Below are 16,445 nucleotides of genomic sequence, written 5' to 3'. Positions count from 1 at the left end.
CCGTCATCACGCCGCTCCGGAGGATGGCCGCTTTGTCTCTGCCTTGTCTCTCCTGAAGCCTGTGAACGCCGGCCGTGCGGTTGGCGCAGGCCAGGGATCACGGGATTCGGGCGCACTCGACAAAACCGTCTGACAACAGGCATAATCAAGGAGAATGAACGGCCACAGGCGGGCCCGCAGGGATGCGTCCCCCGGTTCGGCCGCGCGTCCTGCGGAGGGGACGGGCGGACCGGTGACCCCGGGCGCGCCGCGGTGTGGCACAGGGGCAGGTGAGCGGTTGTGCGCGTGTTCGTCACAGGCGGGACGGGCTACGTGGGCGTCCCGGTCGTAAATGCCCTGGTGCGAGCGGGGCACGAGGTGGTCATTTTGCAGCGTCCGGGATCGACGCGGCCCCTGCGGCGGACGGGCGTGGAGATCGTCACCGGGGAGGTGACGGACGAGGCGGCCCTCGCGGTGGGCATGTGGGGCTGCGACGCCGTCGTGCACCTGGTCGGCATCATCCGCGAGCTGCCGCGCCGCGGCGTGACCATGCAGCGCATGCACGTGGATGCGACCCGCGCCGTGCTCGCCGCGGCCCGCCAGGCGGGGATCAGCCGGGTGGTGCACATGAGCGCCCTCGGGGCGCGGCCGGACGCCGTGTCCGCGTATCACCGGACCAAGTGGGCCGCCGAGGAAGCCGTCCGCGCCAGCGGCCTGCGCCACACCATCTTCCGGCCGTCCGTGATCTTCGGGCGTGGCGGCCCCGGACCGGAGTTCGTCGGTCAGCTGGCAGACCTGGTGCGGTTCGCCCCGGTGGTGCCAGTCATCGGCGACGGAAGCTTCCCTCTGCAACCGGTGGCCGTCGAGACGGTGGCGGGGGCCATCGCGCAGGCCGTTGTGTCCCCCAGGGACGCCGCGTATGAGCTGGGCGGCCCGGAGGTGCTCACCTACCTGGACATTCTGCGCCGCATCGCCGTCGCCCTTGGACGGCCGCTGCGGACGGTGCGCGTCCCCGTTGGCGTGATGCGGGCCCTGGTTCCGATCCTCCAACGGTTTCCTTCTTTCCCCCTCACCCAAGACCAACTGACCATGCTGCTCGAAGGCAACGTGTGCATGGACCCGGATGCCGCGTACCGGGATTTCGATCTCGCGCCCGTGCCCTTCACCGTGATCCTGCCGGGGTGACCCCATTGCTCTCCGCCCGCCCGTGGCTTAGGATGGAGCAGGAGTGACGGGCGCCGCGTCAGGGGCGCCCTGAGAACGCATTCATGACGGCCCCTGCCTGGCAGGTGCTGGAGATGGCCGCGCGGGGCGGCGGCGTCTTGGAGGGATATTGGTGGCGTTCACACATCTGCACGAGTTGATCCGGATGGCGAATGAGCGCGGCGTGACCATCGGACAACTGATGCTCGAAGTGGAAGCGGAACAGACGGGGCGGACGAAAGAGGAGATCTTGGCGCGCATGGCACGCCAGTTCGACGTCATGGAGGAAGCGGTCCGCAAGGGCACGCGCGAACCGGTGATGACGCGAAGCGGTATCACCGGCGGCGACGGGCACCGGATGCACGCGTACCTGCAGCGGGGGCAGAGCTTCGTGCATCCCGACACGCTGCGGGCCACGGCGTATGCGCTCGCGGTGTCGGAGGTCAACGCCGGGATGGGGCGGATTGTGGCCACGCCGACGGCGGGATCGGCGGGGATTCTCCCGGGCGTGCTGGTGGCGGCCCTGGACAGCGGGCGCTACCGCCGCGAGGAGCTGGTGATGGCGCTGTTGACGGCGGCTGCGATTGGCCTCGTGATTGCCAACTCGGCGTCCATCTCCGGGGCGGCCGGAGGGTGCCAGGCGGAGGTCGGATCGGCCACGGCCATGGCGGCGGGCGCCCTGGTGGAGCTGGCGGGCGGCACGCCGGAACAGGTGGGGCACGCGGTGGGCCTGGCGCTGAAAAACTCGCTCGGCCTGGTGTGCGATCCGGTCGGCGGCCTGGTCGAGGTGCCGTGCATCGTGCGCAACGGCCTGCACGCCATCACCGCGATGACGGCCGCCGACATGGCGCTGGCGGGGGTGCGGAGCGTCATCCCGCCGGACGAGGTGATTGCCGTGCTGCACGAGATCGGCAAGGACATGCCGGTGTCGCTGCGCGAGACGGGCATCGGCGGCCTCGCCGGCACGCCGACAGGCAAGGCGCTGCGCGAGAAGGTGTTCGGTGACCGCGCAGCCCGGCGGAACGCGGGGCCCACGCTGGCGGAGGCGGCGTGCCGGGAGCCGGCCGTCGCCGGTGGGACCGGCGAGAGCCATCGGGGGGATGCGTCGTGAAGTACCAGAGCGCGTTCGACATCATCGGGCCGGTGATGGTGGGGCCGTCCAGCTCGCACACGGCGGGGGCGGTGCGGATTGGCAACATCGTCCGGCAGGTGCTGGGGGAGGCACCGCGGCGGGTGAAGTTCGAGCTCGCGGGCAGCTTCGCGGAGACGTACCGCGGCCACGGGACGGATCTCGCGCTGTTGGCCGGGGTGCTGGGGCTGCCCACGGACAGCGAGGACATCCCGAATGCGGAGCAGGTGGCGGCCTCCCACGGTCTGCAGTACGCGTTCGCAAAGGTCAACCTCGGCCAGGTGCACCCGAACACGGTGCTGGTGACGGCGACGGGGGACACGCGCACCGTGCAGGTGCTCGCCAGTTCCATCGGCGGCGGCAAGGTCGAGGTGCAGGAGTTGGACGGGCTGCCGCTCAAGTTCTCGGGTGAGCGGCCGACGTTGATCTTGTACCACGAGGATCGCAAAGGCTTCCTCGCGACGGTCTCGCGCATCCTCGACGCGAGCGGCTACAACATCGCCCGCCTGGCGCTGGAGCGGCGCAGCCGCGGCGGGGAGGCCGTGACGGTGTGCGAGGTCGACGAGGCGGTGCAGGAGGACCTGGTTCAGGCGCTGCGCGGCTCCATCCCGGTGCTGCGCGACATCCGGTTGGTGTACGTGGCATAGCGATGGGAGGGGAACCTGTGCAGAACGTCTCAGCCTTGTTGACCGAACGCCGCGGCGAATACTTGGAACAGCTTTTCACCCTACTTCGCCAACCGAGCATCAGCACGCAGAACGTCGGCATGGAGGCGTGCGCCGAGTGGATCGTCCGCTTCATGCAATCGTGCGGCCTCGACGCCCGCCTCATGCCGTCGGATGGGTACCCGATGATCTACGGCGAGCGCATCCGGGACCCGGACGCGTTCACGGTGCTCATCTACGGACATTACGACGTGCAGCCGCCCGATCCGCTGGACGCCTGGGTCTCCCCGCCCTTCGAGCCCACCGTCCGCGACGGCCGCATCTACGCGCGTGGGGCGGGTGACAACAAGGGCCAGCTCATGGCCCAACTCTTGGCCATCAAGACGTACCTGGACGCGTTCGGGGAGCTGCCGGTCAACGTGAAGGTGCTGTTGGAGGGCGAGGAGGAGACGGGCAGTCCGCACCTGGACGGGTTTGTTTCTCGCCACCGCGATCTCCTGCGGACCGATCTCGTCTACACCTCGGATGGCCCGATGCACGACAGCGGCGCGCCGATTGTCCTGCTCGGCGTGCGCGGCATGCTGTATGTGGAGCTGACGGCGCGGGGCGCGGCGTGGGACAACCACTCCGGCAACAAGGGCAACATCGTCCCCAACCCGGCCTGGACCTTGGTGCACCTGCTCGGGACGATGAAGGGCGCGGACGGCCACATTTTGATTGAAGGCTTTTACGATGACGTCCGCCGGCCGACGGAGGCGGAGGTGGAGCTGTTGAAGGCGTTGCCGTACGACCGGGATCGTGTGGCGAGACAGATCGGCTACCCGACGCTGGATCTGGACGGACCCACGTACTATCGCAAACTGTCGCTGGAGCCGACGCTCAACATCTGCGGCTTCCACAGCGGGTACGGCGGCGAGGGCAGCAAGACCATCATCCCGGCGACGGCGACGGTGAAGATGGACATGCGCCTCGTGGCCGACCAGGATCCGGACGACATCTATCGGAAGTTCTGCGATCACGTTCGCCGCCACGCCCCGGACGTGGAGGTGCGCCACCTGGGGGCCATGCGCCCGTCGCGGACGCCGGCGGACCTGGACGTGGTGCGGGTGGTCACGGAGGCGGTGCGCACGGCGTACGGGATGGAACCGGTGCTTCAGCCGAGCCTCGGCGGGAGCCTCCCGGACGCGGTGTGGACGAAAACGCTCGGCGTGCCGTCCATCATCGTGCCGTACGCCAACTTCGACGAGGCGAACCATTCGCCGAATGAGAACATCGGGATCGACAACTTCTTGGGCGGCATCCGATGCACCTGCCACGTGCTGCACGCGTTGGGGCGTTTTGCCGGGACCGTCGGATGAAGGGTGAGCGCTGAGGACGCGAGTGACTGCGGTACGGTCGGGCGAACCGGGGGTGAAGGGAGCCTGTGTGGGACGCGCGTGATGATTTCCTCGACTGGAAGCCGAAGCCGTTTTCCACAGCGGATCGTCTGACCGTGGCCAGCGAAGTCCTCGCGCGACTCCAGGCCCGGTATGAAGATCGGTTGGCCGCGGTGGCGTTGGAAGGGTCGACCGCGAAGGGGATGGATCGTCCCGAATCGGACCTGGAGCTGCGCGCCATCTTCCACGGTGACGTGCCGCACCGCTGGTACGCTTTCTTTCACCACGGCCTGTTTGTGGGCATCAGTTACACGTCCTTAGCGGCGGAAGAGGCGAAGGCGCGGGAGGTCACCTACACGTGGCCGGTGACGGGCGATGCCGTGTGGACCGCACGTGTCCTGTACGATCCCGTGGACGTTTACGGATCCCTTCGTGCATTGACTGCCCAGGCGTTGTTTTTAACGCGCGGACCCGGTGCGGGGATAGTGACATATTCATATTTACGCCAAGCCTCGGAACACTCATAGCGGCAAAATTGCATGTATCGAGGCTCGTTCGGGGCCGTCGACAGCGTCGTCAGCCGGAATAAGACGAATTCGCCACATTATCCCGGTGGCCGGGCACGTGATAACGTCGAAATGTTTCGTATCCACGCCATCCACCGCCCCGGTAGCAACCATTTGGTTGTTACCTCCTGGCTCAGCCATAACTCACGCATGCCCGTGCATTCGCAGGAGGCCCCTCCTCCATTCCGTGCCCCCGCACCGCGCACCGAAGGCACTTGTTGCCTCGGCCACTGGTACGATCCCCGTGACAGAGAAATCCTCCCAGGTCACCCACCGGTCCCCTTCACGACCCATGCGCCTCGTACACTCCCGTCTCCACCGCCTTGACGTAGCCACCCTCCTTCGTCTGGACGGCAAGGGCGGCGTCGGTGGGCACGCCCGGGATGGCGAACAGGCGCGTTCCGACAGGGAGTCCATTGGAGAAGGTCCCGGTCGGGTGCGTCGTCTCGTCGTCCGACGATTGGGTCACCTGCCCGATGGGCTGGCCGACCTCGGTCACCGTTTCCTCCGTGACCCTGTACGTGTGACCTTTCCAAATTACGAATTCATAGACCCATGACGCCGCGGTGCTGGAGGAATCCGGTCCACTGGCCAACGGCGAGAGACCTGGCGCACACCCGGTCAGTGCGAGTGTCATGAGGATGAGCCATGTCGTCCGCTTCATGCCTTCGCCCCCTCTCTCCGTATGGACGTGGAAGGGGAACGATCCGTTTCAGGCCGTTTCAGGCCGGGGCGTCCGCTTGCCCGGCGCTCTCACCGGCCGGTTGTCGCCACCTGACCAGCCCTCCGAGCACCCACCCATACACGGACAGCGACGGCTCTGCAGCCCAAGCACTGAAGCGTCGCACTGGGGCACCCTCACCATCCGGCGGGCGCCCTCCTTGATGCTGGCGCCTCGGGAAGCCGTCGGCCGTCTCGTCGGGCGCCCCCCCCCCCCCTTGACACTGGCGCCCCGGCGGGCTGGCGGGATTAAGCGACCGTATCCTCGTGGCGGGCCACCTGGATCACCTGGAATCCCGCGCGCTCCAATTCGGCCACCAACCGGTCCAGCGCTCCGGTGGGGCTGACCTTCAGCAGGATGCGGCGGTTGAGCGCGTCCCGGCGGGCGTCGAACGTGACGGCGGTGACAATGTTCAAGTCGAGGCGGTGGGTGATGCTGAAGAGCCGGTGCAGCGCGCCTTCCATCTCGGGCGCGCCGATGAGCAGCCGATCCGCCGGCTGACCGATGGCAAACGCGATGCCGAGCGCATGTTGGATGTCTCCGCGCTTGACGATGCCGATGAGCTTCCCCTCGGCGACGATGGGCACAAACGGATGGCGGATGATGATGTCGAGCGTGGACTCGAACGGATCGTCAAGCGTCAGCGTCCGGATGCTGTCGTCCACGCACGGTGCGACGGGCTGTTGCAGAAAGGACGCGAACGCATCGGTGCCCCCGGCCGTGGCCCGATAGGCGCAAAACCCCTCGAACAGGGTGCGTTTGCTGACGATGCCGGCGAAGGTGTCGTCCTCGCGAACGCACGGCAGGCTGAGGTGTTCCTCCAGCTTGGCCAGGGCAGACGCCACCGTCTCTTCCGGGGAGACCACGGTGAGCTCACTCCGAGGCGTCAGGCAATTGCGAATAAACATCAGCCAAACCTCCCTAAGACCCCACGATAACGGTAGAATACAGGCAACGCAGACATTTTTCCACTGGCCGGACGCAGGCGGTTGTGGCGGATGGAGGAATCCTGCGGATGGGCGTACTGGAACGGGAAGGTGGAGGCAGATGTACGACGTGATTGCGTTGGGGGAGGCGTTGATAGATCTCGCGCCCCTGAGCACGGTGGGCATGGCCGTTCAGGCCGGCCCGGTGGGTGAAGCGGCCTCGGCACCCGCGCCCGGGGATGCCGCCGGGGCTGGCACCTGGCCGGCGTCTCCCGTCTACGCCGCCCACCCCGGCGGGGCGCCCGCGAACGTGGCCGTCGCATTGGCGAAGCTGAACCGGAGGGCTGCCTTCATCGGGAAGGTGGGCCGCGATCGGTTCGGCCGCCTCGTGGCACAGACGCTAAAAGGGTGCGGGGTGGACACCGTGGGTCTGGTGTACGCGGAGGGGGTCCCGACGACCCTCGTGATTGTGGACCTCGGCGACGACGGCGAGCGCAGCTTCACTTTCCACCGGAACCCGGGGGCGGACAGTACGCTTACGCCGGACGAGGTGCGGCTCGATCTCATCCTGAACGCCCAGGTGTTCCATTTCGGCTCGGTGTCGTTGACGCGGGACCCGGCGCGCACCGCCACCCTGCGGGCGCTGGCCCACGCCAAGCGCTGCGGGCGGTTCGTGTCCTTCGATCCGAACCTCCGCCTCGCCCTCTGGGACACCCCGGACGCGGCGCGGCAGACCATCCTCTCCTGCCTCCCGCAGGTGGACCTGCTGAAGGTGTCGGAGGAAGAGCTGGATTTCCTCACCGGGATCACGGATCCCGAGCGTGGAACGGCGCACCTGCTCTGTGAATACGGTGTCGGGCTCGTCTTCGTCACGCTGGGGAAGGACGGGTGCTTCTACCGGTTTCACCAGGAAACGGGGTATGTCCCGGCGCCCGCGGTGCAGGCTATCGATACGACCGGGGCCGGGGATGCCTTCGTGGCCGGGGTGCTGTCGCATCTCTCGGATCCCAACCTTCGATCCCGCCTGAACCGATCCACCCTGGAGCGGATCGCCCGCTATGCCAACGCGGTGGCGGCCCTCTCCACCACGAAGACCGGCGGCATCCCCGCCATGCCGGAACGGACGGCGGTCGACGCGTTTCTCCGCAGCATCGGCGAGTCTTTGCCGTTTTGACGGCGGCACGGTGCGAGGGCGCAGGGGGGAGCCGGTGGCTGGCTTTCGCTTGCCGCCCGGACGGCGGCCGCCCTTTACCGTAAGCCTAGAGAGGTGGTGCCATGCGGATTCACGACAACTGGAAGATAAAGGGGTTCGCCCCCGGCGCCGTGCATCCTTCGGACGTCGCCAGTTCCCATGACGACGACCAGGGCTGGCTCCTGGCCGACGTGCCGGGGGATGTGCACACCACCCTGATCCGCCACCGGATGATTGAACACCCGTTTTTCCGCGACAACGACCAGCGCTGCCGCTGGGTGGAGGAGCAGGAGTGGTGGTACCGGACATCCTTCACCTTCGAGGAGGAACCGCTTCCCGATGAGCGGGTTGTGCTCGTCTTCGAGGGGCTCGACACGTTTGCCACCGTGTACGTGAACGGGCTCGAGGTGGCGGAGTCTGCCAACATGTTCGTCCCCCTCACCGTCGACGTGACGCGGGCCCTGGTGCGGGGCCGGAACACCCTGGCCGTCCGGTTCGATCCGGTGGCACAGCGCCTGCACGGCAAGGACACACGCTTCTGGTCCGGCTTCAGCGGGGAGCGCATCTGGGTGCGCAAGGCCCAGATGCACTTCGGCTGGGACTGGGCGCCGCGACTGGTGACCGCGGGCATCTGGAAGCCGGTGCGGCTGGAGCGTCGGCGGATGGCCCGCGTGGCGTCGGTGGCGGTGCGGACGCTCGAAGCGAGCGAGGCGGAGGCCACGCTGCAGGTGGCGGTGGACGTGGCGCCCGTCGCGTCCTGGGACGTGAAACCTGAGCCGCAGCGCGAAGGCGGCGTTTCCGGAGCGTCCGAATTCGTCGATGCGGCCACCGCGGAGGCGCCCGCGTTGGAGGTGTCCATTCGGTTGGAGGACGGCGGTGCGCTGGTGGCGTCCCATCGGCAGCCTGCTGGGTTTGGCCGCTTCGGGACCACCCTCCGGGTGCGGGAGCCGAAACTGTGGTGGACCCACGACCTGGGAGAGCCCCACCTGTACCGCCTGGTGGTGGAGGTGTCTGCAAACGGCGCGCCGGTGGACCAAAGGGTGCTGGAGGTCGGCATCCGCACGCTGGAGGTGCGCACCCGGGACGCGGAGGGGCGTCCGGTCTTCACCTTCGTCCTCAACGGGGTGCCGGTGTTCGCCAAGGGAGCCAACTGGATTCCGGTGGACAGCTTCGTCGCATCGGCGCCCGACAGCCGCTACCTGGCCCTGCTCGAGTTGGCCCGCGAAGCGCACATGAACATGCTGCGGGTGTGGGGCGGGGGCATCTACGAGAAGGACGTGTTCTACGAGACCTGCGATCGGCTCGGCATCCTGGTGTGGCAGGACTTCATGTTCGCCTGCGCCCTGTACCCAGATTTCAACCAACCCTTTTTGCAGGAGGTGGAGCGGGAGGTCCGCCATGTGGTGACGCACCTGCGCAACCACCCGTGCATCGCCCTGTGGTGCGGCAACAACGAGAACGACTGGATCTGGGAGCGGGGGCGGGTGACCGGCGAGATCGACACGCCGTTTTACGGCGAGCGGATCTACCATGAGCTCATCCCGGCGGTGGTGGCGGAGCTGGACCCCGGGCGGTTCTACTGGCCGAGCTCCCCGTACGGCGGCAGCGATCACAACGCCGCCGAAGAAGGCGACCGCCACAACTGGCAGGTCTGGCACGGCCACGTGTATCCGCGCCGGTTCGGCGAGCCCGAGTGGACCGACTTCAGCCCGGAAGGGATCTCGTTTCGCCATTACGCCGAGGACGAGGCGCGCTTCGTCAGCGAGTTCGGCATCCACGCGGCCGCCAACCGCCACACGCTGGCGCGGTGGATCCCGGAAGACGAGCTGGCGTGGAACAGTCCGGCGCTGGCGTACCGGAACAAGGACACGCATCCGGAGAAGGGCCTGTGGATGATGGAAGGGTTCACGGGCCTGCCGCGCACGCTGGAGAAGTACATCGATTTCTCCATGCTGACCCAGGCGGAGGGCCTGAAGTTCGGGGTGGAGCACTACCGCCGGCGCAAGTTTGAGACAAGCGGCGCGCTCATCTGGCAGTTGAACGACTGCTGGCCCGGGACCAGTTGGTCCATCATCGACTACGACCTGCTGCCGAAGGCGGCGTACTCGTACGCCCGGCGCTTCTTCCGCCCGGTGCTGTTGTGCGCCCGGTTTGAGGCAGCGGGGCGGGTGCCTGACCGCGGGGCGGCCCGGGACTCGGACCGGGACTCGGATCGGGAGTCGGGCCGAGCCTCTGGCCGAGTCACCTTCTGGGCCGTCCATGACGGCAGAATGCCGTACACCGACGAACTGGTGGCGGAGGTGCTGGACTTCAATGGGCGCGTGTTGTGGGCGCGCCGGTTCAAGGTTCAGGACCTGCGCAATGCGGCGCTGTGCGTGGGCGAGGCGGAGCAGGCGGAGATGCTCGGTGCGGGTGGCGCTTCGCCCGAGACGGTGGTGCTGCGGGTTCGGTCGGCCCGCGGCCTGGCACCGGACAACTTCTACTACTTCCGCGATCCGAAGGACGTGCGCCTGCCCGCGGCGCGCCTGACCTGGCACGTGGCTGGCGACGGGGGCGCCGTCACCGTCACCGCCGACCGACACGCTCGGATGGTCACGCTCGACTTCGGGCAGCCGATGGTGCTGTGCAGCGACAACCACTTCGACCTGCCGGCGGGGGAGGCACGGACGATTTACGTGCGCACACTGGATGGGCAACCGGTGCGGTGGGACCGGCTGCGGGTGCGAGCGTTGAATGGGGAGGGAGAAGCGTGAGAGCTGTGGTTTTGGTGGCGAAGGAGCAGATGGAGATGCGGGAGCTGCCGACGCCGGAGCCGGGCCCGGGGGAGGTGCGCGTTCAGGTGCGGGCCTGCGGCATCTGCGGCACGGATGTGCACATCTACCACGGCAAACCGGGCTCCGCCGAGGTGCGCCCGCCCATCGTCCTGGGGCATGAGGTGGCCGGCGTGATCGACGAGGTGGGGCCGGGGGTCAGCGACTTGCGGCCGGGGGACCGGGTGACCGTCGATCCGAATATCTACTGCCACCACTGCCGGTACTGCCGGGACGGTCGCCAGCACCTGTGTGAGCACCTGCAGGCGGTCGGGGTCACCCGTGATGGCGGAATGGCCGAGTTCTGCACGGTACCCGCGGCCAACTGCTACCGGCTACCCGACGAGCTGTCCTTCATCGAGGGAGCCCTGATGGAACCGCTCGGGTGCTGCCTGCACGGCATCGAGCGGTTGAGTGTGCATCCCGGCCAGTCCGCGCTCGTGATCGGCGGCGGGTACATCGGCCTCATGATGGTGCAGTTGTTGGACCGGCTGGGCGCTTCGCCCATCGTGGTGAGCGAACCGGACCCGGCCAAGCGCGCGCTGGCCGAACGGTTCGGGGCCCGCCTGGTGGTGGACCCGGCGGACGTGCCGCCGGAGCAACTGGTGGTAGAGCAGTTCGGCAGCGGCGCGGACCTGGTGGTGGAGTGCGTTGGCCGTCCCGAGACCATGCAGGCGGCCCTGCGCTGCGCCGGCCGAGGCGGCCAGGTTCTGCTGTTCGGCGTGGCCGATCCGGCGACCGCCGTCCAGCTGTCCCCCTACGACGTGTTCGCGCGAGAACTGACCATCCGGGGGTCGTTCATCAACCCGGACACGCACGCCCGGGCCATCGCCCTCGCGCGGGACGGCAAGATCCAGGTGTCGCCGCTGGTGTCCCACCGCTTCAGCCTGGAGGAGATCCCGGACGTGCTGGCGAGCTACGGCGGGCTGCGCGTCACGAAGGGGCTGCTGGTGTTCGAGTGACGGGTGGCGCGGGGCCTCCGCCTGAATCCACCGCCAGCTCGAGGTTTGCGCGCCGCGTCCAGGCCGCCATCGCTCCGAGCACAGCGCAAGCCCACAGGAAGTAGACACCGGTGCCCCAGCGCTCGCTCACGATGCCCGCGAGGGCGTCGCCGAGCGGGATCGACACCCAGGCGAAGAGGCGGAACACGCTGCTGCAGCGCCCGCGCAGTTCATCCGGGATGAGGGTCTGGCGCAGGGTGACGGATTGGACGTTCCAGACCGTGAGCAGGACGCCGATGGCCCCCTGTACCACGACCATCCACACGGGCGTGCGGATGAACGCAAGCAACAACGGAGGGACGACCAGTCCCGCCGCCGAGGCGCTGAGCCAGGACCGGAGGCGTCCGCCGAGCACGCGGTACGCGAGAGATCCGGCGAGCATCCCGGCACCTAGCCCGGTCATGACCCACCCGGCCCACAGGGACGGTAGACGTAACTCGTGCTGGACGCGGTACAACAGGGCCACGTCCATCCCGGGGCCGACCAAATTGATGAGGGTGGCAAATAGGCACAGGTATCGCACGGGGCGGATGTGCCACACCACCGCCATCCCTTCCTTGACCTCGCTGGCGAATCCGCGCCGGACCCGGGCGGGAGCGCTCGCAAACGGGCGGCGGATGCAGAGCAGGGTGAGGATGGACACCCCATAGGTCGCCACGTCAATCCCGATGGTATTCGCCGCCCCCATGGCGCCTGCGGCGGCGCCGGCCAGCACCGGCCCGACGGTGCGGCTGAGGGAGCTGCCCAGTTGCAGGGTGTTGTTGGCGGCGGGCAGATGATTGGGGGACACCAGATTGGGCAGGCACGCCCCGTATGCCGCGTCAAAGATCGCCGACAGCGCGCTCACCCCCGCCTGTGCCGCGTACAGCAGGAGCAGCGGCGGATGGCCGAGGAATGCTTGGGACAGCGGGATCGACGCCAGAAGGACGAGGCGGCCGGCGTCCGCCCCCTGCATGAGCCGCCGTCGATCCCGCCGGTCAGCCCACACCCCGGCGGGCAGGGAGAGCAGGATGTACGGGATGAAGCCGACGGCGAAGGCGAGCCCCGTCTGTGCAGCCGATCCGGTGCGTTCGAGCAGCAGCCACGGGATGGCGAACGTGGTCATGGCGGTGCCGAACTGGGAAATGGTGCGCCCGCTGATGAACCAGACGAAGTCCCGGTTGACCCACAGGCTGTCCGGCGAGCGCAGGCGGTCGGCGGCGGAGCGGCGCGGAACAATTCGCCACCCGTTCACACGCCGTCTCCCCCGGGTCCGCCGAGCACGGCCCTCAACGCGGTGCCCACCTGGTCCAAGGCGGCCTCGTCCAGCGTATAGACGCCCCCGGCGACGCGGACGAGCCCGGCGGCGCGCAGAAGGGACAGGTGATGGTGGACGTTGGACTTGGTCGCCCCGAGGCAATCCGTCAATTGGGCGAGCGACTGCGGCCCTGCGCTGAGCCATCGCAGCAGGCGCAGCCGCTGGACATCGCCGAGCGCCTTGTACAGGGTGGCGGCGCGGACGAGCAACGCGTCGGCCGCGTGTCCCGGCAGCTGGTCTTCCGGCAGGGGGTAGTAGTACACGGTGCCGCCCGGCAGGTGGTTCACAATGGTGAAGGGCCGGTATGCGATCTGCGGGACAAGCCAGACGGTGTGGATCCCGGGCTGCGGCGGCACGTCGAGCCCGCGCGTGGCGAGGTGGACGACGGACGCGGCGGGGGTGCGGGCGGCGATCCCGCGCATCCGTTCGGCTTCGCGATGCAGCGCTTCCATCCAGGCCGCCCGCCCTGGGGCACCGTCTTCGGCGGATCCGCGGGTCACCGGCATCATCTCGTCGTACCAACGGGTGAGCAGCTCCGTCAGGTGCGCGCGCAGGGCCTTTGGCGAGGTGCGAAAGAGATAGGACAGGTGCGGTGCGACCAAGCGGTTGTCCTGGTGCCGGGCCATCAGGTCCGCTTGGGCCGCCGGGTCCCCGCAGAGGGCCGCCACCAGCAGCGGCGCGTCGCCTTCGCCGAGATACGGGGCCGCCAGATGCGGCAGATCCGCCTCGCGGGTTTCCATCCAGGCGCACAGCCGTGGCACGTGCTCGGGCCATGGGGTGTTGTCCAACGCGTCCCAACGGTGCGCCAGAAGCAGCAGGCTGCGCCAGGTGTGGACCTGGCCGGCGAGTTGAACCTCGCGCGCGAGCGCAGCCGACATCCGCTGACGCATGCGCTGCAAGGACGGCAGGCCGCGTTCCAGTTTGTCGTGGATCTCGGGGTACGTGAAGGCCGCGATGTCGAGCGCACATTCATAGACGGGTGACGCGCTGAAGCGGACGGTGTACGGTGCCGCGGCGCCGATGTCGATCCGCTGGCCAGACCCAAGCGCATGCGGGAGGTGCGGGTTCATGGGGGTCACCTCTTCTTGGTTCGGCTTCGTTGTTCAATAAAAATTGAATTCAATATATGTAGAACAACATAGACAAAAGTCGTCCGTGTGTCAACGGGGGGAGCAGGGGAACATCGGTGTGCTAGCAATACGGATGGAACTTTCAAACAGGACACCATCCGATTGCGATGAGCCCCGCCTGCTCCAATCGATGCCGACGAGGGGTGGATGCTGGATGGTCAATCTATCGCGCTTACTGTTCGGAACCATCAGCCTGCTGTACACTGATCAACAAGGACAATACGAGGAGTGAGCGCAGGGTGTCCACGCAGACGCAGGAGACGGAAAATCGCCACGGCGAAGGGGCGGTGTTGTGGGAACGACGGGACGATGTGGTGTGGCTGACCCTGTCCCGGCCGGAGGCGCTCAACGCCTTGACCTGGACGATGTACGAGCAGTTGGAGCAGCATCTTGCGGCGCTGCACCAGGACGAGACGGTGCGCGCGGTGGTGGTGCGCGGGGACGGCGGCAAGGCGTTCGCGGCCGGGACCGACATCGGGCAGTTCGTCACCTTCACCGGGGAGGACGGGGTGGCGTATGAGAAGCGGATCGACCGCGTCGTGCAGATGCTCGAGGAGCTGCCGATGCCGACCATCGCGGCCATCCAGGGGTACGCGGTGGGCGGGGGGCTGATCCTCGCGACCGCGTGCGATCTGCGGTTTGCGACGCCGGGATCGCGCTTCGCCGCACCGATGGCGCGCACCCTCGGCAACTGCTTGAGCCTGGACAATCTGCGCCGCGTCGGCCACGCGATGGGCTTCATGCGCGCCAAGGAGCTGCTGTTCACGGCCCGCATGATGCCGGCGGAGGAGGCGCTGTCGTGCGGGTTTTTGACGGCGATTGTGGAGGACGACGCGCTGTACGATCACGTGGAGGAGGTGGCCCAGCGCATCGCTGCTAACGCGCCGTTGACGGTGTGGTCGGCGAAGGTGGCGGGCAAGTACCTCGGCCGGCCGGACGGCGAGCAGGCGTATGAGGAGGTCATCCGCCGGGTGTACGGCAGCGCCGATTTCGCCGAGGGCGTGCGGGCATACCTGGAGAAGCGCAAGCCCCAGTGGAAGGGGCGGTGAGGGGGATGGCGGTGGATCTGCGGGAGGCGCTGCTGACCATTATCCCCGACGCGGAACGGGTGACGAGCGGCGAATCGGCCCTCGATCAGCACGGGCGCGACCTGTCCTACCACATCCCGCGTCGCCCGGACGTGGTGGTATTTCCGGTGACAACGGACGAGGTGAGCCGCATCCTGGCGTTCGCCCACGAGCGCCGCGTCCCGGTGGTGCCGTTTGGCGTCGGCACCAGCCTGGAGGGGCACGTCATCCCGGAGCGGGGCGGCATCAGCCTCGACATGACGCGCATGAACCAGGTGCTGGAGGTGCGGCCGAAGGATTTTCTGGTGCGCGTTCAGCCGGGCATCACGCGCACGCAGTTGAACAAGCACCTGACGCCGCACGGGCTGCATTTCCCGCTCGATCCCGGCGCCGACGCGACCATCGGCGGCATGGCGGCGACCAACGCGAGCGGCACGACGGCCGTGCGCTACGGGGTGATGCGGGACCAGGTGGTGGATCTCGAGGTGGTGCTGGCGGACGGATCGATTGTGCGAACGGGCAGCATGGCGCGCAAGTCCTCGGCGGGCTACAACCTGACGGGGCTCTTCATCGGATCGGAAGGGACGCTGGGGGTCATCACCGAGCTGACCTTGAAGGTGTACGGCATCCCGGAACACATCGTCGCGGCGCGGGCGGAGTTCCCGGACATCCATGCGGCGTGCCAGGCGGCGTACGGCATCATCGGATCGGGCATCCCGGTGGCGCGGGTGGAGCTGGTGGACGAGCACACGGTCGCGGCGGTCAACCGGTTCCGCGGCACGCACTACACGGAGACGCCGACCCTGTTCCTCGAGTTCCAGGGCACGAAGGCGGCGGTCGAGGCGGACGTGGCGCTGGCGCAGGAGATCTGCCGGGAGGAGGGGGCGGTGGCGTTCCGCTTCGAGACGGACAGCGCCGCCCGCCACGAACTTTGGGAGGCCCGCCACGACGCGGCACTGGCCATTGCCGCCACCGCTCCCGGCAAGCGGATGAAGGTGACGGATGTGTGCGTGCCCCTCTCCGACATGCCCGAGGCCATCCGCCGGGCGCGCGAAACCATCGATCGGTACGGCGTCTACGGGGCCATCCTCGGCCATGTCGGCGACGGAAACTATCACGTGGAGTTCATGGTCGATCCCGATGACCCCGACGAGGTGGCGGTGGCAGAGCGGATCAACGACGAGATCGTCCGGTTCGCCCTGGAGCGGGGCGGCACCTGCACCGGCGAACACGGTGTCGGCACGGGCAAGATGCGCTACGTCGCCGAGGAGCGTGCGAGCGTGCTGCCGCTGATGCGCGCGGTGAAGCGGGCGTTCGATCCACGTGACATCCTCAACCCGGGCAAGGTGTTTGTGCTGGAGTGAGTGGCCCGGCGAGTCTGTG

14 protein-coding genes are annotated in these 16,445 nt (G+C 68.0%); 10 read left to right on the top strand and 4 right to left on the bottom strand.

Going from position 1 to position 16,445, the window contains the following annotated elements:
• The first annotated feature begins 279 nt into the window (after positions 1-279).
• The 5 genes from BM357_RS03450 (at position 280) to BM357_RS03430 (ending at position 4,879) form a co-directional block, all read left to right on the top strand.
• The gene (locus BM357_RS03450; protein WP_074949638.1) at positions 280-1,164 is read left to right on the top strand and encodes a complex I NDUFA9 subunit family protein; all 885 of its coding nucleotides are present in this window, start codon (positions 280-282) and stop codon (positions 1,162-1,164) included.
• Between the two features lie 151 nt (positions 1,165-1,315).
• Entirely contained in the window at positions 1,316-2,293 is a 978-nt protein-coding gene (gene sdaAA, locus BM357_RS19695) for an L-serine ammonia-lyase, iron-sulfur-dependent, subunit alpha (RefSeq protein WP_175511431.1), read from the top strand.
• Positions 2,290-2,958 (top strand): L-serine ammonia-lyase, iron-sulfur-dependent subunit beta, encoded by a 669-nt coding sequence (sdaAB, locus tag BM357_RS19690; RefSeq protein ID WP_217647660.1) that lies wholly within the window; start codon positions 2,290-2,292, stop codon positions 2,956-2,958. Before sdaAA ends, sdaAB begins: the two co-directional genes overlap by 4 nt.
• Positions 2,959-2,975: 17 nt before the next feature.
• Entirely contained in the window at positions 2,976-4,334 is a 1,359-nt protein-coding gene (locus tag BM357_RS03435; protein WP_245783813.1) for a M20/M25/M40 family metallo-hydrolase, read from the top strand.
• A 65-nt stretch (positions 4,335-4,399) separates the two neighbouring features.
• The gene (locus BM357_RS03430; protein ID WP_074949622.1) at positions 4,400-4,879 is read left to right on the top strand and encodes a hypothetical protein; all 480 of its coding nucleotides are present in this window, start codon (positions 4,400-4,402) and stop codon (positions 4,877-4,879) included.
• 322 nt (positions 4,880-5,201) lie between these two features.
• Here BM357_RS03430 and BM357_RS03425 read toward each other — a convergent pair whose 3' ends face one another.
• Positions 5,202-5,582 carry a hypothetical protein gene (locus BM357_RS03425; protein WP_074949620.1) on the bottom strand — a complete coding sequence of 127 codons (381 nt, stop codon included), beginning with the start codon at positions 5,580-5,582 and terminating at the stop codon, positions 5,202-5,204.
• Positions 5,583-5,887: 305 nt separating this feature from the next.
• Positions 5,888-6,547 (bottom strand): CBS domain-containing protein, encoded by a 660-nt coding sequence (locus BM357_RS03420; protein WP_074949618.1) that lies wholly within the window; start codon positions 6,545-6,547, stop codon positions 5,888-5,890.
• Positions 6,548-6,686: 139 nt separating this feature from the next.
• On the opposite strand from BM357_RS03420, the gene BM357_RS03415 reads away from it, so the two are divergent.
• The 3 genes from BM357_RS03415 (at position 6,687) to BM357_RS03405 (ending at position 11,529) form a co-directional block, all read left to right on the top strand.
• Positions 6,687-7,739, top strand: a complete 1,053-nt coding sequence (locus tag BM357_RS03415; RefSeq protein WP_074949616.1) for a carbohydrate kinase family protein — start codon at positions 6,687-6,689, stop codon at positions 7,737-7,739.
• 101 nt (positions 7,740-7,840) lie between these two features.
• On the top strand, positions 7,841-10,510 hold the full coding sequence (locus BM357_RS03410) for a beta-mannosidase (protein WP_074949614.1): 2,670 nt from the start codon (positions 7,841-7,843) through the stop codon (positions 10,508-10,510).
• Complete coding sequence (locus BM357_RS03405; protein WP_074949612.1) at positions 10,507-11,529, top strand: zinc-dependent alcohol dehydrogenase family protein; 1,023 nt, start codon at positions 10,507-10,509, stop codon at positions 11,527-11,529. The genes BM357_RS03410 and BM357_RS03405 overlap by 4 nt, the downstream gene beginning before the upstream one ends.
• Here the strand turns inward: BM357_RS03405 and BM357_RS03400 are convergent.
• A complete protein-coding gene (locus tag BM357_RS03400) occupies positions 11,501-12,802 on the bottom strand; it encodes an MFS transporter (protein ID WP_074949610.1) in 1,302 nt (433 codons plus the stop codon). The two genes, BM357_RS03405 and BM357_RS03400, sit on opposite strands and share 29 nt — an antisense overlap.
• A complete protein-coding gene (locus tag BM357_RS03395) occupies positions 12,799-13,935 on the bottom strand; it encodes an ArsR/SmtB family transcription factor (protein ID WP_074949608.1) in 1,137 nt (378 codons plus the stop codon). Before BM357_RS03395 ends, BM357_RS03400 begins: the two co-directional genes overlap by 4 nt.
• A gap of 299 nt (positions 13,936-14,234) precedes the next feature.
• Between BM357_RS03395 and BM357_RS03390 the strand changes: the two genes are divergently transcribed.
• Both BM357_RS03390 and BM357_RS03385 read left to right on the top strand, forming a co-directional pair.
• A complete protein-coding gene (locus BM357_RS03390; protein ID WP_217647659.1) occupies positions 14,235-15,044 on the top strand; it encodes an enoyl-CoA hydratase/isomerase family protein in 810 nt (269 codons plus the stop codon).
• Positions 15,045-15,055: 11 nt separating this feature from the next.
• Positions 15,056-16,426, top strand: a complete 1,371-nt coding sequence (locus BM357_RS03385) for an FAD-binding oxidoreductase (RefSeq protein WP_074949750.1) — start codon at positions 15,056-15,058, stop codon at positions 16,424-16,426.
• The last annotated feature ends 19 nt before the right edge of the window (positions 16,427-16,445 follow it).

The organism is Paenalicyclobacillus macrosporangiidus, from assembly GCF_900116805.1.
GTDB lineage: Bacteria > Bacillota > Bacilli > Alicyclobacillales > Alicyclobacillaceae > Alicyclobacillus_H > Alicyclobacillus_H macrosporangiidus.
This window is presented reverse-complemented; position numbering and strand designations above follow the sequence as displayed.